Raw genomic sequence first — 26,662 nt, 5'->3', positions numbered from 1 at the left:
GCACATGCGGGCGACCGACGGCGGCGACCGCTCGCGGATCCGGCCCCCGTGTAGAGCGCGCGGTCGGGCGTCGAGCGTGGATCGATACGCGACCGCCGGATAGGCGGGGTATCGGCGACTGAACGTGTGAAATGCGAGTGTTGCCACCGGATTTATCACCTCCAGACGCGATCATTCGTCAATTGGTAGCACAGATGGAGCCGATAACCGAACCGATCCGCGTCCTGTACGTCGACGACGAGCCGGAGTTCGCAGAGATGGCTGCGACCTTTCTCGAACGCGAAGACGACCGGTTCGACGTCGAGATCGTACCGAGCGGGACCGAGGGATTAGCGAGGCTCGCCGACGAGGCGTTCGACTGTGTGATATCCGATTACGAGATGCCGGGTCGGAACGGGATCGAGTTCCTCCAGGCCGTCCGCGACGATCACCCCGACCTCCCGTTCATTCTCCACACCGGCAAGGGAAGCGAGGAGGTCGCCAGCGACGCGATCTCGGCCGGCGTCACCGATTACATTCAGAAGAAGGGGAACGCCGATCAGTACGCGCTCCTCGCCAACCGGATCCTGAACGCCGTCGAGGCGCATCGATCGCGGCGTATCGCGGCAGAGCGAACGCGGCGGTTAGAGACGCTCATCGGCAACCTTCCGGGGATGGTCTACCGATGTCGGAACGAACCGGAGTGGCCGATGGAGACCGTCAGGGGCGAAGTCGAGGCCCTCACCGGGTACAGCGCCGGCGCGATCGAAGGCGACGGCGGGGTCGTCTGGGGCGACGACATCCTTCACCCGGACGACAGAGAGGAGATGTGGGCAACCGTCCAAGCGGAACTCTCCGCGGGCGACACCTTCGAGGTCACCTACCGTATCATCACCGAGGGCGGCGAGACGAAGTGGATGTGGGAGCGCGGACGGGGCGTGTACGCGGACGACGGCGAACTGGACGCCTTGGAGGGGTTCATCACCGACATCACCGAGCGGAAACAGCGTGAACAGGAACTCGCGAAGAGCGAGTCTCGGTACCGAACGCTCGCGGAGAACTTTCCGAACGGCGCCGTCTTCTACGTCGACGGCGAGTTTCGGTATGAGATCGTCTCCGGAGGTGGCTTCGACCCGCTCGACACCGCCCCCGACGACATCGTGGGTCACAGCGTCTCCGAGGTCGAACGGTTCTCCAAGGAGCTCGTTGAGACGATCGAGGCGATCCACGAGGCGACGCTGGCCGGACGGTCCGAGCGCGTCGAGGTGCCGTACGAGGATCGGGTCTTCGAGATACGCACGGCGCCGGTGCGCGAGGACGGCGACGTCGTCGCCGGGTTACACATCGCGCGGGACATCACCGAGCGGCGGGAACGCGAGGAAGAGCTACAGCGACAGAACGAGCGCTTAGAGAAGTTTGCGAAGGTCGTCAGCCACGACCTCCGGAACCCGCTGAACGTGGTCGAAGGGCGGCTCGAACTGGCCCGAGCCGAGTGCGACAGCGACCAGCTCGTCGAGGCCGAGAGTGCGCTCGAACGCGGTCAGGCGCTCGTCGACGACCTGTTGTCGTTGGCGCGCGAGGGAAAGGTCGTCACCGAGGCCGAGCCCGTTCTCCTGAAGCCGATAGTCGAGCAGTGCTGGGCGAGCGTCGAAACCGCCGACGCGACGCTGAACGTCGACGCTGACCAAGCGGTGATGGCCGACCGGAGCCGGCTGAAGCAGCTCCTCGAGAACCTGATCCGGAACGCGGTCGACCACGTCGGTCCGGAGGTGACGGTCGAGGTCGGGCGCCTCGCGGACGGGTTCTACGTCGCGGACGACGGTCCCGGAATCGTCGCAAACGACCAGGAAACAGTGTTCGAGTCGGGGTATTCGACGGTGCCGGACAACACCGGGTTCGGGCTGGCGATCGTCGACGAAATCGCGGACGCGCACGGGTGGGACGTGACCGTCACCGAAAGCGCGTCCGGCGGCGCGCGGTTCGAGATCACCGGGGTCCAGTTCGACACGTAGACCCGGCGTCGCGGGCGCCCGGGCGGGCGTCCGAGAGCCGGAGACGCGTCGTAGCGCGGAGCGTGCGTCGACGGCTGACCTAGCCCGACCGGCCCCGTCGCGCGCCGCTCAGACGAGCGCGTCGACGTCGACGTTGTCGGCGAGCAGTTCGGCCATCCGGTCGACCGTGCGAACGTCGCGGGTGCGGCCGCCGCGGACGACCTCCTCGGCGCGGTCGATGGCGGTGACCGTGTCCGTGTTCACGGCGAGGACGGGCGTGCCGGCGTCGGCGGCCTTGCCCAGCACCGCGCCGGAGGGGCGGTGCCCGCCGGTGAGGACGAGGCAGGCCACGCCGGAGGCGTCGAGCGCCGCGGTCTGGACGTCCGCGCGGTCGCCGCCGGTGATGACGGCGGCGTCGCGGGCGCGCCGGAAGTAGCGGAGCGCCTCGTCGCCGCCCATCGCGCCGACGAGGAAGCGCTCGACGAAGGCGTCGGTCGACGCGTCGGTGAGGAGCTCGGCGCCGAGCTCGTCCGCGAGCTCACCGACCGTGACGCCCGCGAGCTCCTTCTCGTACGGGAGCGCGCCGAACACGGTGACCCCCTTCGATTCGAGGAACGGGATGCCGTCCTGATCGAGCGACTCGAAGGCGTCGTCGGACACCTTGTTGAACACGACGCCGGCGAGGCGGTCGCCGAACGCGTCGGCGGCCGCCAGCACGTCGTCTAAGTCGTTCGGCGAGCCGTACTCGGCGACGAGGACGACGTTCGCGTCGAGCAGCTCCGCCACGTCGACGTCGGTGAGATCCACGACGCCGCCGGTGGTCCAGCTGCCGCCGCCCTCGACGAACACCTGGTCGTGGTCGGCCGCGATGTCGTCGTACTCCTCGCGAATGCGGTCGCGCAGGGCCTCGGAGTCCTCGGTGCCGCGGATGGCGCCCTCGACGAACGTCGGCGAGTAGACGACGGGCTCCATCTGGTGCATCTCGGCGTCCAAGCCGAGCACCTCGCGGGCGAGCATCGGGTCTTGATCGAGCGTCTTCCCGACGTTCGACTGGAGCCGGGTTCCCTTCGGTTTCATGTAGCCGACGCTGCTGTCCTGGTCGGCGGCGAGCCGCGCTAAGGCGACGGTGATCGCTGTCTTTCCGGCGCTGTCTCCGGTCGCGGTGACGAGTGTGGTAGGTGTGTCAGTCATTGGTGGGTTCCTCCGCGTCGAGCGGCTGTTGTTCGGTCTCCGCCGGATCGAGCTCCTGCGGGTCGACGGTGAGTCTCACGTCGACGGCGGCGGCGTTCGTGCCGCCGTCGCCGTCGGGCAGTGCGACGAGGGGGTTGATGTCGAGTTCGAGGATGGCCGGGAAGTCAGTGACTAGCTGCGAGAGCCGGCCGATCGTCTCGATCACGGCGTCGACATCGACCGGGTCGCGGCCGCGGGCGCCCCGGAGCAGGGGCGCCGACTGGATCTCCTCGGTCATCTCCCGCGCTTCGGGCTCGGAGACGGGCGCGACGCGGAAGGTGGTGTCCTCCATCACCTCCACGAAGATGCCGCCCAGCCCGAACATCAGCAGCGGGCCGAACTGCGGGTCGCGGTTCATCCCGACGATGGTCTCGACGCCGTCGTCGAGGTCGACCATCTCCTGAACCTGGACGCCGAGGACGGTCGCGTCCGGCTGGTAGTTGCGGGCGCGGGTGATCAGGTCCTCGTAGGTGTCGGCCACGTCGTCGTCCGCGACGCCGACGGCGACGCCGCCGATGTCGGACTTGTGGAGGATGTCCGGCGAAACGATCTTCATCACCACGTCGCCGTCGACGCCCTCAGCGACCTCGCGGGCGCGCTCGGGCGAGTCGACGATGGCGCCGTCGGGCGTGGGGATGCCGTACGCGTCGAGCAGCTCCATCGCCTCGACGCCCAAGCGGTTGTCATCGCGGTCGCGCACCGCTCCGAGGATCTCGCGGGCGCGCTCGCGGTCGACGTCGAACGACATCGGGTCGGCGTACTCGCGCGCCTTGATGTCGCGGTAGGTGGCGAGCGTCGCGAGACTGTCGATAGCGCGCGCGGGATCGAAGTAGCAGGGGATCCCCCGCGCCTGAAGCTGCTGTTTCGGCTCGCGGGTGCGGTCACCGCCCATCAGGCAGGCGGCGACGGGCGCGTCCATCTCGTCGCTCACGTCGGTGATCGCGTCCGCGAGCTCGTCGAAGTCGATCGTCGCGGTCGGCGCGGCCAACACGAGGGCGGCGCCGACGTTGTCGTCGGTGACCGTGATCTCCAACGCCTCTCGGAACCGGTCGACGTCGGCGTCGCCGATCACGTCGACCGGGTTGTGGATGTTCGCCTCGTCGGGCATCGACTCGGCGAGCGCGTCGCTCGTCTCGCTCGTGAACGACGCCATGTCGAGGTCGGCGTCGCCGACCGCGTCGGTCGCCATCACGCCGGGGCCGCCGGCGTTCGTGACGATGGCGACGCTGTCGGTGTCGGGGAGGGGCTGACTGCCCAAGATCCCCGCGGCGTCGAACAGCTCGTCGACCGACTCCGCGCGGATCACGCCCGCCTGATCGAGCCCCGCCTCGTACGCCTTGTCGGAGCCGGCGAGCGTGCCGGTGTGCGAGGAGGCGGCCTGCGCGCCGGCGCTCGTGCGCCCCGACTTCACCGCGACGATCGGGGTGTCCTGCGAGGTCTCGCGGGCGGTCTCGATGAACTCGCGGCCGTCCTCGATCCCCTCGAGGTAGCCGATGATCACGTCGGTCTCCTCGTCGTCACCCCAGTGGTCGACGAAGTCCGTCTCGTCTAAGACGGCCTTGTTACCGAGCGAGACGACATCCTTGAATCCGATCCCGTTGTCGTTGGCCCAGTCGAGGACCGCGGTGACGAACGCGCCGGACTGGCTCATGAAGGAGAGCCCGCCGGGGAGCGCGTTCTCCGGGCCGAACGTGGCGTTCATGCCCGAGGGCGTCGACATGATCCCCAGGCTGTTTGGGCCGACGAGGTTGAGGTCGTACTCGTCGGCTAGCTCCGCGAGGCGGCGCTCCCTCGCCGCTCCGTCCTCTCCGGTCTCCCCGAACCCGGCGGTGATCACGACGACGTTGCGGACCCCCGCCTCCCCGCACGCCTCGATGGCGTCCAACACGATCGAGGGGGGGACGACGACGACCGCGACATCGGCGTCAGCGTCGGCGACGTCGTCGACACAGGGCGTGTCGAGCACCGCGTCGTAGTTCGGGTTGACGGGGACCGTGTCGCCGTCGAAGTCGTCGAGGAGATTCGACGTGACGGCGCGGCCGACGGCCCCTTCGCGGGCGGTCGCGCCGACGACGGCGACCCGGTCCGGGTCGAACAGCTCGTTGAGCGTACCCATCAACCCGAGAGTACGCGAAGCGACGGCTTAAGATCGGTGGGACGTTCTTCGGAATCGGAGTCAACGGTGAACGATCGATCGGGTTTCGGTCAACCGTTCGTCGATCCCGGCGGTGAGTCAGGGGGACCGTCGGGATCCGCGGGAGTCTCGGACGCGGAGAGGCCGGAGTCGATCGGCTCCGAGCCGGTGGGCTCCGGATCGGCCGACTCCGCGCCGCCGGCTTCGGATTCGGGCTGGGTGGTCCCGGCGTCTGAGGGGGGCGACTTGGCGGTCTCGGCGTCAGCCGAGGTCGACTCGGCGACCTCGACATCGGACGGTGGCGAACTGACGACCGGCGTCATCTCCCCCGCGTCCGGTCCGGCTGGCGTCGGGCGGGCGTCCGGCGCGACCGGATGGGTCCGATCCACCGTCGAGTCGCCGGGGTCACAGTCGGCGTCGGGGACGCAGATCGTCACCTCGTTGCCGTCGGCGCCGGCGTCGAACGCCAAGTCGCCGCCGGACCGATCGGCGATCCAGTAGACGAGCCACAGCCCCATCCCGCCGGTGTGTCTGAGGTCGTCCATCTTCCACCGGTCGGTGATCGGGTCCCGCTCGGCCGGGGGGATCGGCGGCGCGTTGTCGCGGACCGCGATCTTGACCCGGTCGGCGGGCGCGGTGACCTCGATCTCGACGCTCGGCGCCGCCTCGGCGTGTTCGATCGCGTTCTCGATCAGTTCGGCGATCGCGTAGTCGAGCTCGGGGTGCGTGAACGCCCGCACGTCGCCGGGGCAGGAGACCGATATCTCCGCGGTCGGACTCGACCGGTCGTCGACGGCGTCCGCCACCGCGCTCTCGACGAGCGGCGCGACCCGGAGGGGTTGCGGGTGTTCGTGGTGGCGGAGGAGGTCGATCACGCCGCGCTGTTTCTCGGCGGTCGTCAACAGGTCGTCGGCGACCCGGCGAACCGTCTCCGCGTGGTCGATCAGGTCGGCGGCGAGTTCGGCCAGGTCGAGCTCATCGGGAACGATACCACGTTCCTCGGTCGCCGTCGCGCTGACGGCGTCTTCGACGCGGTCGGCGATGCGCTCCGCGGTGCCGTCGACGATGTTCATGTCGTTGCGGATCGTGTGTCGGAGGAGGTTGTCCATCACCGTGAGCTGACGCTCGCGGCGGTACTCGTCCGTGACATCGCGGGCAAAACCGGTGACGGCGACGACCTCGCCGTCCTCCCACACGGGGCGCGAGGGCACCCTGACCCAGGTGGTCCGCCCGTCGGCCGGCCCGATCCGGTAGTCGAGGTTCGTCGGCTCGCCGTCGGAGAGCCGCTCCATCGCGTCCTCGACGGCCGGACGGTCGTCGGGGTGAACCGCGGCGAGGAACATCTGCGGGCGCCGTTCGAGCGCGTCCGGCTCGATCCCGAACACGGATTCGAGCGCGCCGTTGACGAACAACAGGTCCTCCCAGTCGGCGCTGAACATCCAGAGCACGTCCGGCGACGTCGACGCGATCGTCTCCAAGCGCCGGCGCGACTCGACCTCGAGGGTGACGTCGCGCGAACTCAGCGCGTAGCCGTCGAGGCCGGTCTCCGACGGCGGGAACACGCGGGTGCGAAACCACACCCAGTCGCCGTCGGCGGTCGCGTAGCGGTACTCCAGCGGCGATTCCGGAGCGGTTCCGTCGGCGACGAGGGCCTCGAACGCCGTTCGAACGCGGTCGGCGTCGTCGGGGTGAATCAGGTCGAAGGCGTCGGTCCCGACGAGCGCGTCGGGGTCGAACCCGAGCAGCTCGCGGGTGGCCGCGTTGAGGTACCGGAACCGGCCCTTCTCGTCGATCACCGCGACCTTGTCCTGCGCAAGGTCGACGAGGGTTTCGGGTTCCGGTGAGCGAGACATACGGAACACCTTCGAGAACTGGCGTATAAGCGTGGCCGTGTGATTATCAGGTTCGAAAACAATCGTCGACGAACCGGCGGGCGAGCGCGCCCTGATCGTACCTCCCGGAGACCGGTCCGTCGCGCCGCGGCAGATCAGTCGGCCGAGACGCCGGGGGCGTTGAGCGCGGCGGCCAGCGGGTCGGCCCCCTCGTCGTCGACCGCGAGCGAGACGCCGTCGTCGCCGAACTCGATCGCGGCCTCGGCGGCGTCGCGGACGTACTCGGCGGCGTGGTCGCCGTCCGGGTCGAACCGGACCCCCTCGGCGAGCAGCGGCGTCTCGCTCAGCAGCTCGACCTTCCGGTAGGCGGTCGAGAGCGCGATGTCGCAGTCGTCGGCGAGTTCGCTCGTCGTCTTCGGCGTCGCCGCGGCGGCGAGGATCGCCCGACAGTCGGCGTCGGCGAGCGCCTCGAACGTCGCGTCGAGCGCCGCGTCTCCCTCGGTCGTCGTCGTGGCGTCGGTCGTGCGCGGGGGGCGTTTCATACCTGTACGTTACGGCTACAGCCTCCCGAACTGTGGCCCCTCATATGCGGGGAGTTTTATACCCGACCGCGCGCCCGCCAACGTTTTTGCCCGGCGCGGGCACGGACGAACGAGATGGGATCGGGAATCCGGGCGGAGGTCTCGCTGCCGACCGCGGCGGCCTCGCCGTTCGACGGCGTCGTCGACGGAACGACGCCCGTCACGGGCGTCACGCGGTGTACGCCCGCCGACGACCGCGAGCGAGTGGTCGTGGAGTTCATCGCGGACGCGGACCTCTCGGTCGCCGAGGGAGTCGAAGTGGTCTTCGACTACGGCGGCCGAGCGGCCTACCGGTTCGAGGCGGCGGTCGACCCGGACTCGCCGTTCGCCGTCCTCGACCGCCACGAGACGCCCGTCTCGGAGGCGGTGGTCCGCGACGGGCGGCTGCGCGTCACCTTCCACGCGAGCGACTTGCCGACACTGCGGTCGGTGTTGGAGGCGTTCCGCGAGGAGTGTCCGGAGATGGAGGTGAAGCGCCTGCTCCAGTCGTCGACGACGCCGACGGAGTCGGACTTGGTGACCGTCGACCGGAGCGAACTGACGGAGCGCCAGCGCGAGGTGCTCGAAGTCGCCTACGAGGCGGGGTACTTCGACCACCCGAAGGGCGCCAACGCCGGCGAGGTCGCGGCGTCGCTGGGCATCGGTCGGTCGACGTTCACCGAGCACGTCGCCGCCGCCCAGCGGAAGCTGTTCCGGTCGCTGCTTGACTAAGGATCGATTATCACATTCCGACGCCGCGAGAATCCGAGGTCCGTTTGATGGGCATGGGGAGCGTACGCACGGGTATGACGGGGCGATCCACCCACACCTTCGTCTGCCCGGAGTGTCGGCGCTCGATCGAGGTGGACGACGCGATGCGGGCGACGCTGCTCGAGACGGGCTGTGTCGTCTGCGGGGCGCCGGTCACCGAGGAGGACATCGGCGAGGCGCCGACGATCAGCTGAACGGAGTCGGCCGGCGACCGCCGCAGAGCCTCCGCCGCCGTCCGCACCGCAGAGACGCCTCCCCGCTGTCCCCGCGCTGCGCGCCGTCTCGTTCCCTTTATCAACTCGTGGGAAGAAGATTCGATATGCCGACGAACAGCGAGGTCGAGATGTCGTCGACCGAGGTGGACGCACACCTGTCTCGCCACGAGACGGGCGTTCTCGCGCTCGCGCGCGACGACGCGCCGTACGCGATCCCGATCTCCTACGGGTACGACGCGGACGAGCGCGCGTTGTACCTCCGGCTGGTGTCGACGCCCGACAGCGAGAAGCGCGAGTTCCTCGCGTCGACGCCGCGGGCCCGCGTGGTCGTCTACGAGGACGAAGACGACGAATATGCCAGCGTCGTCGGCATCGGCACCCTCGAACGCGTCGACCTCGACGAGCTCACCCCCGAAACTATCGCCCAGTACGGCGAGACGCAGCGTCCCGTCTTCGAGATCTGGGCCGACAACAAACCGGACCTCGACATCGAACTCTACCGCTTTGCGCCCCAAGAACTGACCGGACGGAGGGTCGTTGTCGAGCGCGACGAGGCGTAGGGATTTTTCCGATTAGCTTTGTATATAATCCAAACTGGTTTTTCTGCCGTCTCATGGGAAGCGAATAAGTCAGGCTGTTTGACACCCTCCCCGCGCTGAAGCGCAAAGATTCCCACGGCACCGCACCACTGGGTTGGGATATTGTAGTTTACCTGAATTGAGGCGCTGAGGCCCCTTCCTCAACGAACGAGCGAAGCGAGTGAGTAGAGAGGGGATACAGTGTTCACAAGAGCAGAGCTCTTGTATGCGGACGAGACGCAAGAGCGTGGCATTCAGCGTGGACTGCCGTTTTAATTGCTCAAGGTAGTAGGCGAGGATCCGCCATTCACATTCAACGCCTCGCTGTCCAATCACACGCCTACGGATGCGCCTCTATGCCTAGACTTTTGCTGGTCGCAGAGGTACTTCAGCCCGATATTCTTCACCGCATTATTTCACTACTCGATCAAAACGAAAGGTGTCGACGACGCACCCGGACCGATGCCAAGTCAGGTAACCGTACACACTAGTACAGATCCTAGAGTAGCATCGCCGACAACAACCGGTGACTCTTGCTGGATAGATAGCTACCTGTCCAAGCAACAATTCGACTAGAATTACATGTCGAAAATATACTGACTTCTTCTCAACCCTACTCAATCACCGCTGACACGGTTCTCCTCTTGAGGGTGAAGGATTTGTTTCTGTAGCTTACTTTGTAAAATTATAATACTGGCAAATATTGAATCTCACCCAGAGACAGACAGGTTGATCCCTTCCCATATCCCGTGATAGTGCTCCCACAACAACACTGCTGGAGGAAGCGCGATCACTGTGAATACGAAAGAGTATACCACGCTCAGCGCCATCAAAAGGCCGAAGTCCCCAAGCACGGGTGTGATGGCGAGCGCGAGCGCGCCCGTCCCGAGCGAAGTGGTGAGCATGCTTCCGAGCAGGGCACCACCTGTCCCCGAGAGCGTGATAATCATCGACTCGTAAGCGTCGGCGCCGGCGTTGTACTCATCGATGAACCGATGAGTGGCGTGTACTGAGTACGCAATTCCGAGCCCAATGGAAATCGATAGAATTGTGCCGGTCAGCGCGTTCAGTGATATCCCGAGATATCGCATTGTCCCAAGTAAGAATGCGATTGCGATTAAGATCGGGAAGAGATTCGCTATTCCGAGGAGCGGCTTGCTCTCCAATACGGCGTAGGCAATAACGAGGAACAATCCTGTTAACCCAATTGCGATGATTAGTCCCTGAATCGAAGAATTGAAGATGATATCAGTCACGGCATCAAATACGACGATCTGACCGGTGGCGGTCGTCTTGTACCGGAACTCTTCAGCGAACTCCCGAGTGTCGGCCGCGGCCTCAGCCTGTGAAGCCCCGGAGTCGATCGCATAGTCGACCTGCGCACTCCGTCGATCCGGCGTGAGGTACTGCTCAGCCCGATCGCCGGACGACGAGGCGAACAGCACGTCGTAGATGCGGTCGAGATTCTGGTCGGGAATTCCGTTTCCGTCGATATCGTTGCGGGCAACCAGTTTGGCAAACTCCGGATTCTGTTCGGCATGCGATTGAATCACAGTCACAATACTTGTTGGCTGGGCGCTCCCGCCGTCACCGACTGCGAGTGAGCCTGATGCATCGTCGTTTGGGTCCGCGAGAGCCTCAAGCGCATGGCCCTCTTCGAAGTTCCCTTCGACGTACAACTTCACTGTTTGGTCCTGATTGGTCGAGAACCGATCTTCAAGCAGGTTCAACGTCTCAGTGACGGTGTACTCACTCGGTGCGAACGGCTCAGGGAGGCCGGTCACATAGTCCGGTTGCTCCTCCGGGGGAAGGAAGTCCTCAGTCTCGAAAGAGGTGTCGACGCCGCTGCCGTACGCTGCGGCCATCCCCCCCGTCACGAGCAGCACGACCACGAACGCGATTGGCGCGTACCGACTGACCTGTGCCGGGAACGTCAAGAATTTTCCAAGTGTTGAGTCCTCCGAAGAGATCGGAGCCGAGTTGAATTCTGGGACTCCGTACTGCTCTCGCAGTCTGTCGACGACCAGTTTTGCTGCCGGCAGAAACAACCCGAAGATCAGGAAAGTGAAGGTAATCCCGACCGCCGAGGCGATTCCCAAGTTTCGGATCGGCGTGAGGTCAGAGATTACGTTTGCCCCAAATCCGAACACAGTGGTCACAGTGACAATTATGAACGCGATCATCAGTTGGTTATTCGCCTCACGCATCGCCTCTGTCGCCTCGTACCCCTTGACGGTCTCCTCGCGATAGCGGTTGATAATGTGGATTCCGAAGTCGACCCCGACCGCAAGCAACAGCACAGGAACGGTAATCATCTGTTGGTTAAATGGGATTCCAGAGAATCCGAGGAACCCAAACGTCCAGATGATGGTCATCAGAAGCGACAGCAGCCCGAGCCCGAGGTCGATCGGGTCACGGTAGGCGACGACCAGGAATAAAAGCAGCAACAGCACAACGACAGGCATTACGATGGTGAGCGAATCACCGATGACGTTGGCCGTCTCGGCGTTCGTCACGCCGCTGCCGAACGCCGTGAGATCCCCTGGCTGATCAGCCGCAATCGATCGGATCGTCGTTTGAACCTCTTGGAGGTCCCCATCCGAGAACCCTCCCGGCACGTCGTGTGAGATGACCGTAATCGACGCGCTTGCGCTCACGCTCGCCGGATTGAAATCTGTCGCGAGCGTCCCCGTAAACCGCGGATTTTCTGAGAGGCTGCGAACGACCTGTCTGACTCGGGTCGCACTCGTCGACTCCAGGACGCGCCGCTGTTCGGCTGCCGTGGTCGCCGACGGGTCGATTGTCTGTGCGACGACTGTGGCCGGGCCGTTGGCCGAGGCTACCCGGAGGTCGTCTCGTGACTCAACCTCCTCTAAGACCCGGAGGTCTCTGAGTAACGCCTCTTTTGTCAAAACGTTACTTCCCGAGTGGATGAGTTGTGTGGACTCATCATCGGATTCGAATGGATCTTCGAATTCTTCGTTAACCGCGTCAAGTGCCTGCTGTTCCTCGAGACCATCGGTGAACGAATCGGTGGCCTCAGTGTCCGTGCTGACAAGGCCTATCCCGCCGGTAAACACCAGCGTGAGAACAAGGAATATGATGATGACTCGGCGCGGGCTGTCGACGATGGCGTCGTTAAGTCGCCGTGTCCACGCCTCGATCCGCTCGCCGAGAGACATCGGTTACTGCCGCCTCCGGTAGACGACAAGCGCCCCCGTCCCAACGACAAGCAGCGCGACAATGATAACTGGCAGCGGCAGTCCGCCGCCCTCACTCTCGATCACGTCTATCGGGACACGGTAGGTGTCTGTCAGTTGGCTGTCTCCGTCCGCGTCATCGTACCGGAAGTCAAGCGAGATTGGGTACGTGCTACCCGGCGTTGCAGAGCCTGTAGTAGTCAACTCGAAAGTCATCGTGGTGGTTTCCCCGGAGTCGAGTGATTGGACGTATCCCGTGTCGGTATCACCTGTATCGAGCGGATCGTCGGCGAACAACCGTGCCTCGACGTCGCTGGCAGTCTCGTTGAGATTATTCGTTACGGTGACATCGACGGTACGAGTCCCGTCTGACTGGATAGTGCGGTTCTCGACCGCAACGTCGAAACGGTCGCGCTCAGGGGCAACCTCAGCGTCGACGACGAGGTCTTCGAAGGCCCGCAACTCATCTTCACCGTTTCGGTACTGGACTGCCATATCGAGCGAGCGCAGGCCGGACTCGGCCTCGCCACTAATCGAGATTGGCAGTGTGAAGTTCGCGGATTCACCGGAATCAAGCGTCCCTACAGCGGTCGACCGCTCTGCCGGGATCACGCTCTGGGAATTGCCGGCGTACTGAACAACAACGCTACGGGCCGGAACAGGGCCGTCGTTGCGAACGGTGCCGACCAGTTCGCCGTCCTCGGCGACGCGAAGCTGTGACTCCACGTTAGTGAATGCGAACTCCTGTTCGGCAAGCGGGAGGATCCCGAGTGAGAGCCCATCATCGGTGCGGGTGATCCCGTCTGGGTCTTCGAATTGTACGGAACCGGAGAGCGTGTACTGCTGGACTGGTAGATCGGACGCGACGCCCACATCGTATGCGACAGATGTCGTCTCGCCGGGTTCGATCTCCTCGATCCGAACAGTGTTGGACTGACCGTCACTCACTGTGACACTATTACTTTGCGTCCCAAAAGTCACGTCAGCATTATGCGCCGTCTCCGCGCCGACATTCTCGATCGTCGCCTCAACGGTGCCGCTGTCACCGATCTGCGCGTCGCTGTCGATGTCAACGACTTGGAACCGGGCGTCGTCGCGCACGCGGACTTCGACGTCGCGGGAGATCGTTACGGTTCGGCTCTCGCCGGAGGATATGTAGCCGTAGGTGAGATCTAGATCTAGCGAGTATGTTCCGGGCTCGACGCCCTGCGGCACGTTCAGACTCACCGGTAGTTCACCGGGGGCGCTTGTCGTCACGCTGCCGATCGATGTCTCGCCCGACTCGACAGATAGTGGACCACTCGCCTCAACCTCGGCGCGGACGTTGCGCGCCGTAGTGACAAGATCGCTGTTCGCAGCGTTCCCGAACCGGAGGTCTCCGTCGTTGGCGATCTGGAGGGAGATCTGGTTGGTCCGGCCGGGGACGAGGTTCGGGTTCGGCGCGAACACGTCAAGATCAGGAGACCCACCGATGTTCGAGGCCTGTGCGGGCGCGCTAACGCCGATGCTAGGTGCGGCGTCGGAGCCGGTTAGCTCGGCGCCGACAGCACCGATGCCGAGACCACTAGTGAGGAGAAGCACACTCACAAGCACAACGGATAGGGGGCGAGTCCGCATGCGCTACCGCACCTCGATAGTCGTGGTGTTTGTACTCCGGGATCGGGGGAATTCCGTTGCGGGACTATTCGGCGAGAAGTGGCGAGCTCGTTGCACACTCACTACTTCACCCGAGAACCAATAAACATTTTGTTCGTGGACTCTCGTATCTCGGTATGGAGCGAAAAAACGAAGCCATCGCAGCTGACGCGAAGAAGCAATAATGGCGCGCTTTACCGATGAAGATCGCGAGCGTATCCGCGAAGAGTTGATTGAGGCGGGTCACAAACTTTTCGCGCAGTTCGGTTTCGATCGAACGCGTGTGAATGATATTACCGAAGAGGTGGGAATCGGTACTAGTACGTTCTACCAGTTTTTTGACTCGAAAGAGCAACTGTATCTTGTTGTGCTGGTCTCTGAGCGCGATCAGTTATTTGAACAACTCGAAGCAGTCATCGGTGAGGTGGAGACACCACAGGCGGAAGCTGAAATGATCCTGCGAACGACACTTAAACAAGTCCGATCGAACCCTCTTATTCGGAGGCTGTTTGTGGAGGGTGAGATACGGCGGATCGATGAGCAGTTGAATGGAACAAACTATGATGATGGTACCAGTACAGGGGACAACAATAACACGGGCACGATTAGTAAAGGCGATGGCGACAACAAACCCGACACAGGTGCCGAAGCAGATTTCCGCGTGTTACCGCAGCCGGAAGCGTGGGTTGCGCGCGATGATGTCCGGATAGACGATCCGGATATCGTACGAGGACTCCTACGGTCGCTGCTGTTCGTCACGCAAGCACAGAACACACCCATCGTCCTGAACGAGACCTATGATGAGGTTGAGGAGGCACTGATCGACACGGTTATCACGGGATTGTTCGCAGATGAATCGATGACTTCTTGTGACGATCACAGCGGGTGAACTACCCCACCCTACTCGCTCACGGCTGACGCCGTTCGCTCCTTGATAATGTTCAAGCAAGTTATGGAAGATTCAAGGCTCAGTCGATCACATCGGGTTTGAGTGAAAGTGTCTGCTTGGGAAGAGTGTGGAACCTACCGAAGCAGACAACGAGATAGAGGAAGAGCATCTTCTTAATTTTGTCGTCAACAGCCTCGATGAAGAGCTTGAGATAGACATCGACGAGAACGTCAAGGTCACGACAGAGACGTTGTACGAGGTCCTCGCCGGCGCCAGCGCCGGCGGGGCCTCGATCAATCACGTCTGCGAAACGACCGAAGGCTCGCCACACGCCAACACCGTCCGAGGACATCTCACCGAGCAGTTTGAACTTGACTCCGTTGAGGCGGTTGGCGACACGCTACTTCAACGAGATGCGCTTGAGACGCTTCCAGATCGACCGGTGGAGGCCTGTGCAGACCTCCACCTCGACCCCTACTACGGCGATGAAGACGAAACAGAAGCGCTGTACTCCTCACAAGCGAAACGGGGAACGACGACGTTTCACGCGTACGCGACGCTGTACGCGCGGGTACGCAACAAACGGTACACGCTGGCGGTGCGCCAGCTTGTCGCTGGCGACACCACCAGCGACGTCCTTGGTGAGTTTCTCGAGCTCCTTGACGGCCTTGACCTCGGCGTCAAGGCCGTCTATCTCGATCGCGGATTCTACAACGGCACCTGTCTTGGGCTGTTGTCCACGCACAACTACGCCTACATGATGCCGATCGTCAAGTGGAGTGAAACGATCCAAGACGAACTCAGCAGAGGCTGGAGCCGCGAGATCGAACACGAACTCGCCGGCAAGGTAACGTTCCCTGTGTTCATCGACTGCGTCTACCAACAGGGACGATACGATGAACACGGGGTGGCGCGTCATGGCTACGCCGCTGACGCGCCGTTTATCGACACGTCACGGGATGCCCGGGAGCACTACAGCGAGCGCTTCGGCATCGAGTCGAACTACCGATTAGCCAAGCAGAGTCTCGCATTCACCAGTTCTCAGGACGCTGGGCTACGGCTGGTGATGTTTGTGGTGAGCCTACTGCTCCAGAATAGCTGGCGGTATCTACACTGGCGGTACGTGGCGGCGCCCCCCGCGGCGGGGCGCCGCCTCTGGCAGTGGTCGTTCACGGAGTTTTGCGAAATGACGCTTCGCGCAGCTTGGACAGCGCTTGGTGTGCGTAGGACTGTTCCAGCGAACCAACCACTCGACGACCGGTTCTTCCGGTAGCTGTCCACCGGTCCGGACAGCAGTTGTGAATGGGGACGCTGTCGCGTCGGCGGCAGTCTGCCGCCGACAGCGACGGTTCACCCCGAAGGCTAAGCTCACCGGCACTTCGAAGACACTCCACGATCAGTCCAATCTGGTTCACCGCCATTAGGCAAGATCACGCGACTGTCGATGTGATCGACTGAGCATCGCATCTTCGCCCCGGACGACCAGGCGCACAACGCTAGAATCGACGATACTCGCTACAATCAACGCTCTATGGCCGAACCCCTGAATTCGGCTGTGAAACGCTCGCTCGGCTTCCCCGTGCGAGCGCGGTCATGATTCCGTGAGTTCCGCGAAATCGCGCTGATATGTGTCGTCTATAACATCAAACGCTTCGTCAAACAGTGAATTCCAACGCCTTACAGCGATTCAACACGGCCGAGAGAAAAGTCGATCCACGATTGAAGCAAATCTGTTACAACAGGCTCGCTGCGACCGATTCCAACCTAAACACATCCAACAAGATCACTTATGTGAAACACCGCTAACGTGAGTGAACCAGTGGATATTTATTTGTCTGTTCACACCAATATAAATGGGACCACAAGTCCCTGATGAGAGCCAGTCGGACGTACAGCCCACGTCACCAACTGGCTCTCAGACACGCTGCGTCCCAGATTTCTACTAAACTGTCCGGCCACTGATGTGAAATGCGGCCTAGCGGAACCCGACTGAAGTGGCGGTGTCGACCGAACTTGATCTTAGGGAACTCAGCTTTGAACGTTGAGTATCCAACACTTAATCGACCGAAAATGGCGGCTGAGACGGTGTGAACACGGAAAAGGGGGTTCAGCCGCAGACGCTCCACTTTCCACTAGAGGTTCAAACGCCCTGAACGCTGCCTTCATTATCCTCTGTGAATCACTCTCCAGTTCGGCCGATACCGTAAACTTCTCGTAGAACGTCTTTTCCCCCGATTTCGGGTCCAATAGTGTCAACACGACAACGTTCAAAGCTGAGTTAGGGAAGTTGATGAGTATCGCGGATGATATTTAGGCCAGCACAGTCATATGAATTGCTGGGAGGATGATGGTATACAAGCGGTGTTCACCGAAACAACATGATAGCAAGTTCTATGAAGCCGGTAAAAGGTCCAACTTACAGGCGCTGGGCGAGTGTTCTGTGCGGGATGTGTATTTTGGGCCTGCTCATGTATACCGGGGTTGGGGCTGTAGCTGCACAAGAGGCAACAACCAATATAACCATTGATGGGGAGCAGCTCAAGTCTGAAGACAATGTTGTCGTATTAAACGACCCAAACGCAAACATCACTGTCACAGCAGATGCGCCGATTGAGTTGATCGAACTGCGAGTCAATGGGGACGTATACCGTTCATATCGACCTAACTCGACGACATTTGACCGATCAGTTACACTTGATCTCGACCCAAATGAAAATACGGTAGAAGTGATTACAAAGTCTGATACAGTAACAACATTCAAGTCGTCGATAACGAAGCATACAGCCGCACCAAGGGTAGAATACACCTCGCCATTTTCAACGACGGTCAAAGGTGGGCCAAACAATACAGTAAATGTTACTAGTGGGCAAGTCACTCTGGCTGGCAATCTTCACACGGTAGTAGATGTTAAAAGCATCCGAATTGAGCGAACGAGCAACTACGGGCCTGATGAGAGTAGCTCAGATGTAGACCGGAAGATTCATCGAATTTCGAACCCCGGAGAGTCTTTTTCTCAAGAGTTACTGCTTGTCGACGGAACAAACAATCTCACCGCAGAGTACAGGGATACGCTCGGCCGCACAAACACTGACCGGTTTGTAATTGACGTTGATGATGAGTCGGATCCTACCATCAATATCACCGTCGCGGATGAAAGTTACACGGACACGGCGAGCATCGGCGGTACGGTTCAGGATGAAACGAAACTCAAGCGTGTCGAAATAAATCGGACATCGAACAATGGCTCACAGGTTCTGATGTTAAGCGCAAACGCAAAACCGAATCCAGACAAACTCAAATACAGTTTCGATACGACGGTTGAATTATATGACGACAACGACGACAATGAATTCAAAATAACAGCAGAAGATGCGGCAGGAAACATACGCAATCAAACGTTTGTAATCAAGTATGAACCAGAACCTGAGGTGAACATTACAAACGCGACGATCAATCTAGAGGGAAAAACAGTCCACCTTGCTGGCACAGTCTCACAGGCAGAGATTAGTCGAGTCACGATCGAGACATTCGATACATCAACTGGAGAGCGACTTGATCTTGATCGAGTATATGATACAGAAACATTCACGAATGCTGTTAGCTTTGATAAAGAGTTTAGAGCGTCTGCCAAGGGTACAATAGTGACCATACTGGTGAGTTATCGGTCGGGACAGTACTCAACAAGCATTACACCAGAGATTCCAGATTCACAAAAAGAAACAAACACAAACAACGGCACAGAGACGACTGATAATACGACTTCAGTACAATCCGAGACAACAAATAGAACAGTCCAAAACACAACCGAAACTAAGCCAGATAATCAAACGTCTGTTGAAACTAATTCGTCTAGTGGAAATGAAAGCCAACCAGACACGACACCAAACTCGCCGACGTTACTTCCTGTTCGGACACGCGATGCCTTTGGTGGAATCGTTGTCGTGGGGGGAGCATACATACTTGGACACTGGGTATGAGGCAGTGAGGATCATATCCAGTCAAGCCGACTTACTTGTGTAGAACATTGTCGGTGGTTTGCCGTCTTGCGATTTCCGTCTGTGTCAAGTGAATTTGGTTCAGTTAATCTTGGTTGGTCCAGCGATCACGACACCATCTCGTTTAATAGCGACATCAATATTGAACTCATCAGCGGGATGAGAGAGATCAAAGTCACAACCAATTCTACTGTCGCTATCGACCGTGGCCACACAATTAAGAACTTGACTGATTCCGCCATCCTTCTCATCCGCAGTGATACGAATAATCGCGGAACTGTTCGGCGCAAGGTTGGTGCTAGCTGTCACAGATAGCCGAGTAGAGTTGCTGATGGTGTGATTTGTTAGTTCAGCAGTGGGCTCAGACACGGTGAATGACTGCCGAAGGGAGGCCCTCGGTACAGAGTTCGGCGCTGACTCATCAACTTCAAGGGTAACCGTGTACTCACCCGGTTCCAATGTGGTTGTGTCAACCCCCACGGCAAGTCCAGGTACGCTGTCATTGTACACTGTGTGGACGCCCGCAAGTGGATCAGTAGGTGACTCACTCTCTTCCGAGGTTAACTGGAGATTAATTCCATGACCGAGAGTACCTTGACCCGCAAGCCCGTATGTGACGATACCAGCGTGCCGATGAGATATATCACCGTTTTGAAGAGTAATGGAGACGTCTTGTGAGCCTGTTACTTCGGGATTCTCAATGTCGTACGCGACACGAAGTGTACTGTGGGTAGAAATCTCAACTGGACGGTCGAGTGAGATTGCTAAGCGTCCGTCTGTACCCGTCTGGATGCTCTGTATCGATCCTTTTAGTGAGCGATCGATATATCCGTTCTTGTTTGTATCAATCCCAAGTACCTCGATATCGGACTGAGTAACCTGTTGAGTAGCTGCGTGAGATCTGGCGTGATTGCTCTGATAGTTGATCGAGACTGATGTGAAAGAGACTGTCTCGTTACTACTTATATCGGCTATGTGGGTAGTTTCAGCACCAGGGGTGCTATTAACAGGGAACACAAGGTTTGACGCTGGAGCTGGTGAGGTAAGGAGACCACCAATCCCGGTAATTGGAAGCCGTGTCCAAAACTCATCACCACGGGCAACATTAGGTGAATCCACATCCGTGGTGTCCGTAGCACCTACCTCCGACAACTCCGACTCCTTTTTTAATCCCGTTTCAATATTTTTGTACGATGTATCAGGGGGAACAATCACATTCGTTCCATTCGGTTGGGATGGTTCAGTAATCATAAGCACTGCCGCAACGCTTGTCTCATCAGTTGAGACAATTAGATTATATCGGCCAGTATCGAGTACGGCCCCTTCAGAAAGTCCAGATTCAGAAATGAGTCGGACTGAGTCACCGCCAGTAGCTGTGAAGCGGTTGCTTTTGTCCACATCAGTTGGATAGAATGTATTAGCCCGGACAGTGACCGAACCATCTCCATTGTTATCGTACGCACGGAGTGTTGTCTGGTACTGTTGATTCGGTGCCTGGATGGTGAGCGTCACCTCATCAGTGTCACGCATCTGGATCCCAAGCGTAGCCACATCGCCCTGCGTCACCGTTGTCTTTGCAGTATCAAACCCAACTGCAGGGGATGACTGTGATTGTGCCGCAGTTGAGATGCTGAGCGGCATAGCAAGGCAAATAACCCCAAGAAAGAGGATCACTACGCCAAGCGAGACACGTGTATTCATGATCAACTCCTCCTACCGTTCTCGGTTGTAAATACTTTCTGTCAGTCCCAATGTGTCTGCCTCGCGAAAACCATGAACACGTAGAAACAAGAGGCCCTATCCTCAAGCGCGAACCGAAAGGCGATCGGTAGGATGAGGTAGTTCACACTAGCGTATATCAACGAGGAGAGACGCTTAGGTGTCGGATTCTTCTGGCCATCAGGTTTTGTAGTAGTCGCGTCAGTTGTCTGTGAAATATCCGCTACGCTAGCAACTGACGAGCCTTAGGCAGTCGCAAAAAATGAAAATACGCACCGCGAGGACCGAACGGAGTGATCCGTTCGGTTATTAGCTGGCGTTAGTTGTTGCGACGGGTCGCGAGCAGCGCAGCCGCGATGAGCGCAACAAGGGCGACAAGCGCGCCGAAGCCGGGCGTGCTGCCGTCAGTGCTGCCACCATCGGAGCTGCCGTTGTCGGCAGTGTCGTCGCCGGTGTCGTCACCAGTGTCGTCGCCGGTGTCGTCACCAGTGTCGTCGCCGGTGTCGTCACCAGTGTCGTCGCCGGTGTCGTCACCAGTGTCGTCGCCGGTGTCGTCACCAGTGTCGTCGCCGGTGTCGTCACCAGTGTCGTCGCCGGTGTCGTCAGTCTGCCGCTCTTCGACGATTTCAACGTCGGTGGAGTCAGTGGTATCACCACTGTCGGCCTCGAGCGTGTACGTCCCCGTCTCGAGGTCGGAGGTATCGACGGTCAGGGTGAACTGGCCGTCATTGCTCCATTCTTCGACAGACGCAGACTCAATCGAGTTATCGTTCTGGTTGAGCACGTTGAGCACGATGGAGTTATCGTCAGGCTGGAGGTTCGTCGTACCCTCCACGACCATCGTCTCACCAGCGGCGACGGGGTTGATTCCGTCTGCCTGAGCGCCTTCCGGGTAAACCGAGTCAAGCGAGACCGAAGCCTCGGTGACACGGAAGGTCGTCGAAATCATCAGGTCGTCCGTAGCGTCTGCCTCAGTGGTCTGAGAGACAATCCGGTCACGGACCTGATTGCCGGTAAGCGACTGATCCTCAAGATTAGTGATGAAGCTCGATAGCTCATCGATACCGACCGTATCACTCGAATTGGTGTTCGGAAGATCGCCGTCACCGACGGTGCCGTCGCGACCAAGCGAGATGACGTGCCCGGACGCAGCACCCTGTGAAAGGTCGACGCTGACGTCTTCTTCGTCGAACGTACCGTCGTTGTCAACGGACACTTCCGTGACATCAACCTCGCCACGCTCGCCAACGAAGGCAACAACAACATTCGACTGCCCCTCTGCAGTCCCGTTGACAGTCATCGTGCTGTCTTCAGTGGCGAACTGGCCGTCGATGGTCCCGAACTGAGCCGTAAGACCGCCCGACTCAGAGCGGATCGTGGCACGGGTACCATCGTTGCTGGTCCACGATGAGGTGTTAATTTCGCTGTCGTCACCGGAGTCCAGTTCGATGTTGCGTGCGTCGTCCGCGTCGATTACGCCAATCTGGTACTGACCCTCGAACGCCAGGATGTCATTACCGCCACCGTCACCGTTCGAGAGAGTGACATCCTCGACTTCGAAGGTGTCGTCAGAGTCAACGTCAATGTTGTCTTGACCGTTGACCGTGATAATTTCCCAGTTGTCGTTGTTAAGCGCGTAGAGACGCACCTCGTCAGCAGCCTCAGCGGAGCCGTTCACGTCAACTTCCGAACCGATGGTGTACTCATCCGTCGGACTGTCAAGTGTGAGTTCACCCTCGGTGACTTCGAGGTCGACATCGTCTTCGAGATCGTCGCTGTCTAGCGACGACACTTCATTTTCGTAGGAGTAGACCTCGACAGTAACATCAGCAGTATCGAGGTACTGGGTTTCTATCGACCCGACAGCTGTCGTGCCGTCGATCTCGACGAGAGCCCACGCGTAATCATCACTCGAGTTGTAGCCAGTATCGCTGACGTCGTCAACGTTCCGGAAGATGTCAGCAGACTGGTTGTCACTGACACCATCCGCGAAGTCGCCTCCCTCAATAGCGACGAGCCGGAACTGGCCGTCAGTCCCACCGCTTACCGTGTAGTCAACGTTGGAACCCTGCGTAACAGAGTCTTCTGCGACATCGATCGAGAGCTCGTCCTCGGTGGTGAGCTCGATCGTGTACTCCTGGGTCACGCTACCCTGGTCGATCTCGTCGTTGCCTTCGAAGATGACGGTGTACTCACCAGCATCTTCGCCCGAAAGGTCAAGACCGACACTAGCGTCTTCGGCATTGGTCTCATTTTCGCCGTACTGGAGAACATCGGTTGCGCCGGAGGTATCACTGTTGTCAATGAGGACCTCGTTGGTAATGTCGGCGCCACTCGGGTCCTCGACGGTAATAGCGAGGCCTTCAGCGTTACCGAAGTTCCACTCAGCGAAGACCTTGAGCCGGCTCGCAGAGTCAGGCCCGACCTGCGAAACGTCGTTACCGTTCTCAGTCAGTTGAACCTCTGCGGTCGTGATGTCGGGCGAGATGACCGTGGTGCTGAAGCCACCGTCACCATCGTCGGGACCGTTGAAGTCGTAAGTACCCGTTTCCTCGTCTTCACGAATCGGGTCCTGAAGCGGCGTACCCTCACGGTTGCCGGACGTGCCGGAGAGTTGGCTGTGAGAAATCGTACCCTGGGAAGCGTTACCGACGAAGACGACATCGTCCTCACCTTGGAAGACAATGCTACCGTCGCCTGCGCGGTTATTGGTGGGGACGCGCTCACCCGTCACGTACGCGTCGGAGGTGTCAAAGCCAGAGCTTACTGTATCCCCAATGTCAGCACCCGGTGCATCATCGGAATCGAACAGGTGCGCGGTGTGTACACCCGGGAATCCATCGGTGTCTTCAATTTCGACGGTAGCGGTACCACTGCTTGTAGTGGATCCAGTGTCGGAAACACCGGCGAGAACCGCGTCTCCATCACTGTTTTCATACGTGACAGCAATAACGGCACTGCCACCGCTGTCACTGCTAAAGCTGCTGTAGTCAACCTCTACTGTACCATCGTCATTTAGGGTCTGGTCATCAAACGTGACCGACCCACCGTTGACTGCCGCAGCGGCCGGTGCCGCAGCGAAGCCAACAGCCACCATAGAGATTACCATGATGGCACTGAAGAAGACCGCGTTGGCCTTCGAGCGTGTATTGTCGTTTGTCATTGTTTGTTTTTTGTCAGCATCCGAGTACGCCAGTCGTTTTGTCCGCGACACACCGTCTTAACTTCGATCTCGTTGTGAGACGGTTACCGTGTGTTGGATTACTTGCGCCTGCCGTGTTCGGAGGTAGGGGCATTTTGAACAAACACCGGTTATTATAAATACTTTGTGTGTACCCACATTCATGCTAAACGCTATCAAGACCCGTGTGAAGACGTGTGACAGTCGTTCTGTGATTGGCGGGTCTGGCGTGTAGCGCACCTACCAGTTGATCTGCTGTATCGACATCCGTTGTAGTTTAGCGGCGCGTTGAGGCGGTGTTTGTGCGGACAGTTGGGCAAGACGGTGTTGAGTCGAATCGCTGATGAAGCGTGATCGGAGAACTGAACGGATGTTCTTCTGTCTCAGATGATGAGATCTCTGTCACTCTCTGAAGGCGGCGCACTCACTCCGGTGAGTGCGTCGCCGATCCAGAGCTGTCGCTACTACCTACCTCTGAGCTGACCGGCTTGTCAGGCGAGTTTCTACCAGAACTCGCCTGACTCAACCTGCTCACGTAATCTTGCTCGATGTGGATTTGGATCCCGTGACGACCACAACAGCAATTCGTCGAGATCTGGCATTTCATACCCCAGATCTACCATCAGGTACAGTTGGACCAAGTGTGCGTGACGTTCGAGCGCGTGAGAACACCGACGACGTGGGAGACGCGTCGACGACGCGGCCGCGTCGTCGTCGCTCCCCTGCCGCTTTGCGTCTAATCTGCGGAGTTCATCCACAATAACGCGGCTCATCAGCAGCGAGAGCGCCGCTACGATGATCAGCGCTTCGATGATGTAGGGATCTGTCGTATTGATCTCATCAAGACCGAAGCGCGATTTGAGTTCCTTGAACAGCAGCTCAATCTCCCAGCGCGCCCGATAGAGCTGTGCGATATCGGGCGCGTGGTAGTTGTCTCTGGCAAGATTCGTTAGGTAGAGATGGTACTCACCGCTGTCCTCGTTGAGCACACCGACGAGTCGGAACGTTCGGGTCGTGCTGACGCCCGACCCTCGCTTGCGGTCGAATGAGAGGGTGATCCGAGCGTCGATCTCCTGTCGCTGCAGGTCGTCGAGGACGTCCTGTAGCGACTCGCCTTCGAGTGGAATACTGTTTCCCCGCCATGTGCGAAGCTCCTCGACGATCTCGAAGTTCGCGTCATCTTTGATCCGTGAGACGAACCAGCCGTCGTTTTGATCGATACGGTCGAACAACCAGAAGTCGTAGAAGCCGAGATCGAGCAAGATGAGTGCGCCAGCTACCCACTCGCCGGTGGGTAGCTGGCTCCGTTCCTGCGTTTTGGCGTCAGTCGTTTGAAAACGCGTAGGAAGTCCGGTTGAGAGTGATTCTGTGAGGTGGAGTTTCACGCCAGCTTGATCTTCGCCAGTCGCTGCGTAGACGTCTGTAGCGTCTTGGTAGAGTGAGACGATAGAGGCGTCAACAATGAGGACGTCTCGAAAGCGTTCGAGACGTCCGCTGAGGTCGGTTTGTCCCGGTTCGAGATTCTCGATGGCGTCATCGAGAATCTCTCGCAGGAGTGTAACGAACGCGGGTGAAAACCAGCCGTGGAAGGTTGGATAAGCGAGTTCGTCACAGTCAGCCATTTCGACGAACCGTTCGAGAAATGCCTGAATAGAGCGATCTGATCCAGCGGCGAAACCCAGTGAGAGGGTGTAGAACAGCGCGACAGTGTCGAACTTGCGCTCTCGTTGGACGAGATTCGTTGCGCGAGCGCGCTCGCGCAACTCATCAGTGGGAAATGCTCTTTTGATCCGGTCGACAATTACCGAATCCGGTGGTTTGTAGCTCACAGCAGCCACCGGGTTTCTCTGACAGGTAGTCCCAACGGTATTCAGATCAGGAGACGGCGCTGGCGTGAGGTGTTAAACTACAACGGATGGCTGTATCGAGGGGATAGTAGTAGGATGAATATGTGGGTGCTAGAGAGGACAAGAATCTGATCGATTGTCACGGCGATCGATCTGGTCGTCTTAGTTAGCATCTGACAGCGTACTATTTATACAGCGATCACATGATAATTAACCGATATGAAATTTGTTTGTACTCAGCTTTGAACGTTAGCGTCGGCTGTTGAGTGAACGAAGAGGTGATCAATCTCTTCCATCAGGTCGTCGACGCTACGATCATCGTTGTCTCGAACCCACGAGAGAAGGTTGTAAACGGCTTCTTTCAGCGAGTGTTCGAGGTTCGCTCGAAGCGATGACGCTTTCGAGCGAACCGTCCCCAAGGCGCTCGATTCGGGATCAAGACGGACGAGACTGTAGGCAGCCATCAGAAGGTGCCAGTGCCGACTGGCACCTTCGTCGGTCTGCATCTCGCAGTCTCCCAAGCCGAGATCCTGCTTCGAGTCCTCGAAGAACGTTTCGATGCGCCACCGCATCCCGTAGGAGCGAATAATGTGCTCGGTCGGTGCGTCGATCTTGTTCGTGACGAGGTACTTGACCGGGTTCTCTTCGTCTTCTTCGTCAGTTTCTTTCTCAGCGAGCACCAGCTTCACGTCTCCCAGTTGGGAGACGGGAAGCTTCTTTGTCCAGATGTGGTAGGTCTCGTCTTCGACGTCGCGTTCAACCGTGTCGATGCGCTCTGTAAGCGCATCGACGCGGATCTCTTCGCCGCCGTAGGTCACCTGTCGGTTGCTCCGGAGCGGGCCGATCCAGTCTTTGTCGGAGGATTCGATGAGTTCAGGAAGGCCAGAATCGTGGGCGAACCACGAG

At 59.6% G+C, this 26,662-nt stretch carries 17 protein-coding genes and 2 pseudogenes; 8 read left to right on the top strand and 11 right to left on the bottom strand.

What is annotated here, in order from left to right; translation table 11 throughout:
• Positions 1 to 182 precede the first annotated feature (182 nt).
• A complete protein-coding gene (locus EXE47_RS04525; RefSeq protein WP_158293587.1) occupies positions 183 to 1,991 on the top strand; it encodes a response regulator in 1,809 nt (602 codons plus the stop codon).
• Between the two features lie 108 nt (positions 1,992 to 2,099).
• Here EXE47_RS04525 and EXE47_RS04520 read toward each other — a convergent pair whose 3' ends face one another.
• From EXE47_RS04520 to EXE47_RS04505, 4 genes are all read right to left on the bottom strand, one after another.
• Positions 2,100 to 3,161, bottom strand: a complete 1,062-nt coding sequence (locus tag EXE47_RS04520) for a phosphotransacetylase family protein (protein WP_089308071.1) — start codon at positions 3,159 to 3,161, stop codon at positions 2,100 to 2,102.
• Positions 3,154 to 5,316 carry an acetate--CoA ligase family protein gene (locus EXE47_RS04515; RefSeq protein ID WP_094583577.1) on the bottom strand — a complete coding sequence of 721 codons (2,163 nt, stop codon included), beginning with the start codon at positions 5,314 to 5,316 and terminating at the stop codon, positions 3,154 to 3,156. The genes EXE47_RS04520 and EXE47_RS04515 overlap by 8 nt, the downstream gene beginning before the upstream one ends.
• An 89-nt stretch (positions 5,317 to 5,405) precedes the next feature.
• Complete coding sequence (locus EXE47_RS04510; protein WP_137708048.1) at positions 5,406 to 7,187, bottom strand: PAS domain-containing sensor histidine kinase; 1,782 nt, start codon at positions 7,185 to 7,187, stop codon at positions 5,406 to 5,408.
• A 134-nt stretch (positions 7,188 to 7,321) separates the two neighbouring features.
• Complete coding sequence (locus EXE47_RS04505) at positions 7,322 to 7,708, bottom strand: helix-turn-helix domain-containing protein (protein WP_094494393.1); 387 nt, start codon at positions 7,706 to 7,708, stop codon at positions 7,322 to 7,324.
• Between the two features lie 114 nt (positions 7,709 to 7,822).
• Between EXE47_RS04505 and EXE47_RS04500 the strand changes: the two genes are divergently transcribed.
• The 3 genes from EXE47_RS04500 (at position 7,823) to EXE47_RS04495 (ending at position 9,272) form a co-directional block, all read left to right on the top strand.
• A complete protein-coding gene (locus EXE47_RS04500) occupies positions 7,823 to 8,458 on the top strand; it encodes a helix-turn-helix domain-containing protein (RefSeq protein ID WP_137708047.1) in 636 nt (211 codons plus the stop codon).
• 74 nt (positions 8,459 to 8,532) lie between these two features.
• Positions 8,533 to 8,691, top strand: coding sequence for a hypothetical protein (locus tag EXE47_RS18660; RefSeq protein WP_007345024.1), 159 nt, complete (start codon positions 8,533 to 8,535; stop codon positions 8,689 to 8,691).
• 125 nt (positions 8,692 to 8,816) lie between these two features.
• Positions 8,817 to 9,272 (top strand): pyridoxamine 5'-phosphate oxidase family protein, encoded by a 456-nt coding sequence (locus tag EXE47_RS04495; RefSeq protein ID WP_137708046.1) that lies wholly within the window; start codon positions 8,817 to 8,819, stop codon positions 9,270 to 9,272.
• 350 nt (positions 9,273 to 9,622) lie between these two features.
• Here EXE47_RS04495 and EXE47_RS19265 read toward each other — a convergent pair.
• The 3 genes and pseudogenes from EXE47_RS19265 to EXE47_RS04480 all read right to left on the bottom strand — a co-directional run.
• Positions 9,623 to 9,703, bottom strand: a pseudogene (locus tag EXE47_RS19265) (transposase); the annotation flags it as partial.
• Positions 9,704 to 10,000: 297 nt separating this feature from the next.
• The gene (locus EXE47_RS04485; protein ID WP_094580385.1) at positions 10,001 to 12,472 is read right to left on the bottom strand and encodes an RND family transporter; all 2,472 of its coding nucleotides are present in this window, start codon (positions 12,470 to 12,472) and stop codon (positions 10,001 to 10,003) included.
• Positions 12,473 to 12,475: 3 nt separating this feature from the next.
• The gene (locus EXE47_RS04480; protein WP_303648415.1) at positions 12,476 to 14,107 is read right to left on the bottom strand and encodes a CARDB domain-containing protein; all 1,632 of its coding nucleotides are present in this window, start codon (positions 14,105 to 14,107) and stop codon (positions 12,476 to 12,478) included.
• Between the two features lie 202 nt (positions 14,108 to 14,309).
• Here EXE47_RS04480 and EXE47_RS04475 point away from each other — a divergent pair, with 202 nt between their 5' ends.
• The 4 genes and pseudogenes from EXE47_RS04475 (at position 14,310) to EXE47_RS04455 (ending at position 18,991) form a co-directional block, all read left to right on the top strand.
• Complete coding sequence (locus EXE47_RS04475; protein ID WP_137703615.1) at positions 14,310 to 15,014, top strand: TetR/AcrR family transcriptional regulator; 705 nt, start codon at positions 14,310 to 14,312, stop codon at positions 15,012 to 15,014.
• 127 nt (positions 15,015 to 15,141) lie between these two features.
• Positions 15,142 to 16,287, top strand: coding sequence for an ISH3 family transposase (locus EXE47_RS04470; protein WP_137703616.1), 1,146 nt, complete (start codon positions 15,142 to 15,144; stop codon positions 16,285 to 16,287).
• A 183-nt stretch (positions 16,288 to 16,470) separates the two neighbouring features.
• A pseudogene (locus EXE47_RS04460) lies at positions 16,471 to 16,680 on the top strand (IS5/IS1182 family transposase); the annotation flags it as partial.
• Between the two features lie 712 nt (positions 16,681 to 17,392).
• A complete protein-coding gene (locus EXE47_RS04455; protein WP_137708045.1) occupies positions 17,393 to 18,991 on the top strand; it encodes a hypothetical protein in 1,599 nt (532 codons plus the stop codon).
• 99 nt (positions 18,992 to 19,090) lie between these two features.
• Here the strand turns inward: EXE47_RS04455 and EXE47_RS04450 are convergent, their stop codons facing one another.
• The 4 genes from EXE47_RS04450 to EXE47_RS04435 form a co-directional block, all read right to left on the bottom strand.
• Complete coding sequence (locus tag EXE47_RS04450) at positions 19,091 to 20,710, bottom strand: hypothetical protein (RefSeq protein WP_137703619.1); 1,620 nt, start codon at positions 20,708 to 20,710, stop codon at positions 19,091 to 19,093.
• A gap of 337 nt (positions 20,711 to 21,047) precedes the next feature.
• On the bottom strand, positions 21,048 to 23,891 hold the full coding sequence (csg, locus tag EXE47_RS04445) for an HVO_2072 family ArtA-dependent S-layer glycoprotein (protein WP_137708044.1): 2,844 nt from the start codon (positions 23,889 to 23,891) through the stop codon (positions 21,048 to 21,050).
• 521 nt (positions 23,892 to 24,412) lie between these two features.
• On the bottom strand, positions 24,413 to 25,747 hold the full coding sequence (locus tag EXE47_RS04440; protein WP_137708043.1) for an IS4 family transposase: 1,335 nt from the start codon (positions 25,745 to 25,747) through the stop codon (positions 24,413 to 24,415).
• Positions 25,748 to 25,992: 245 nt separating this feature from the next.
• Positions 25,993 to 26,662 (bottom strand): transposase (locus EXE47_RS04435; protein WP_137704002.1); only part of this gene is annotated, 670 nt, incomplete at its 5' end.

Origin of the sequence: Halorubrum sp. GN12_10-3_MGM, assembly GCF_005435235.1 — an archaeon.
GTDB lineage: Archaea > Halobacteriota > Halobacteria > Halobacteriales > Haloferacaceae > Halorubrum > Halorubrum ezzemoulense.
This window is presented reverse-complemented; position numbering and strand designations above follow the sequence as displayed.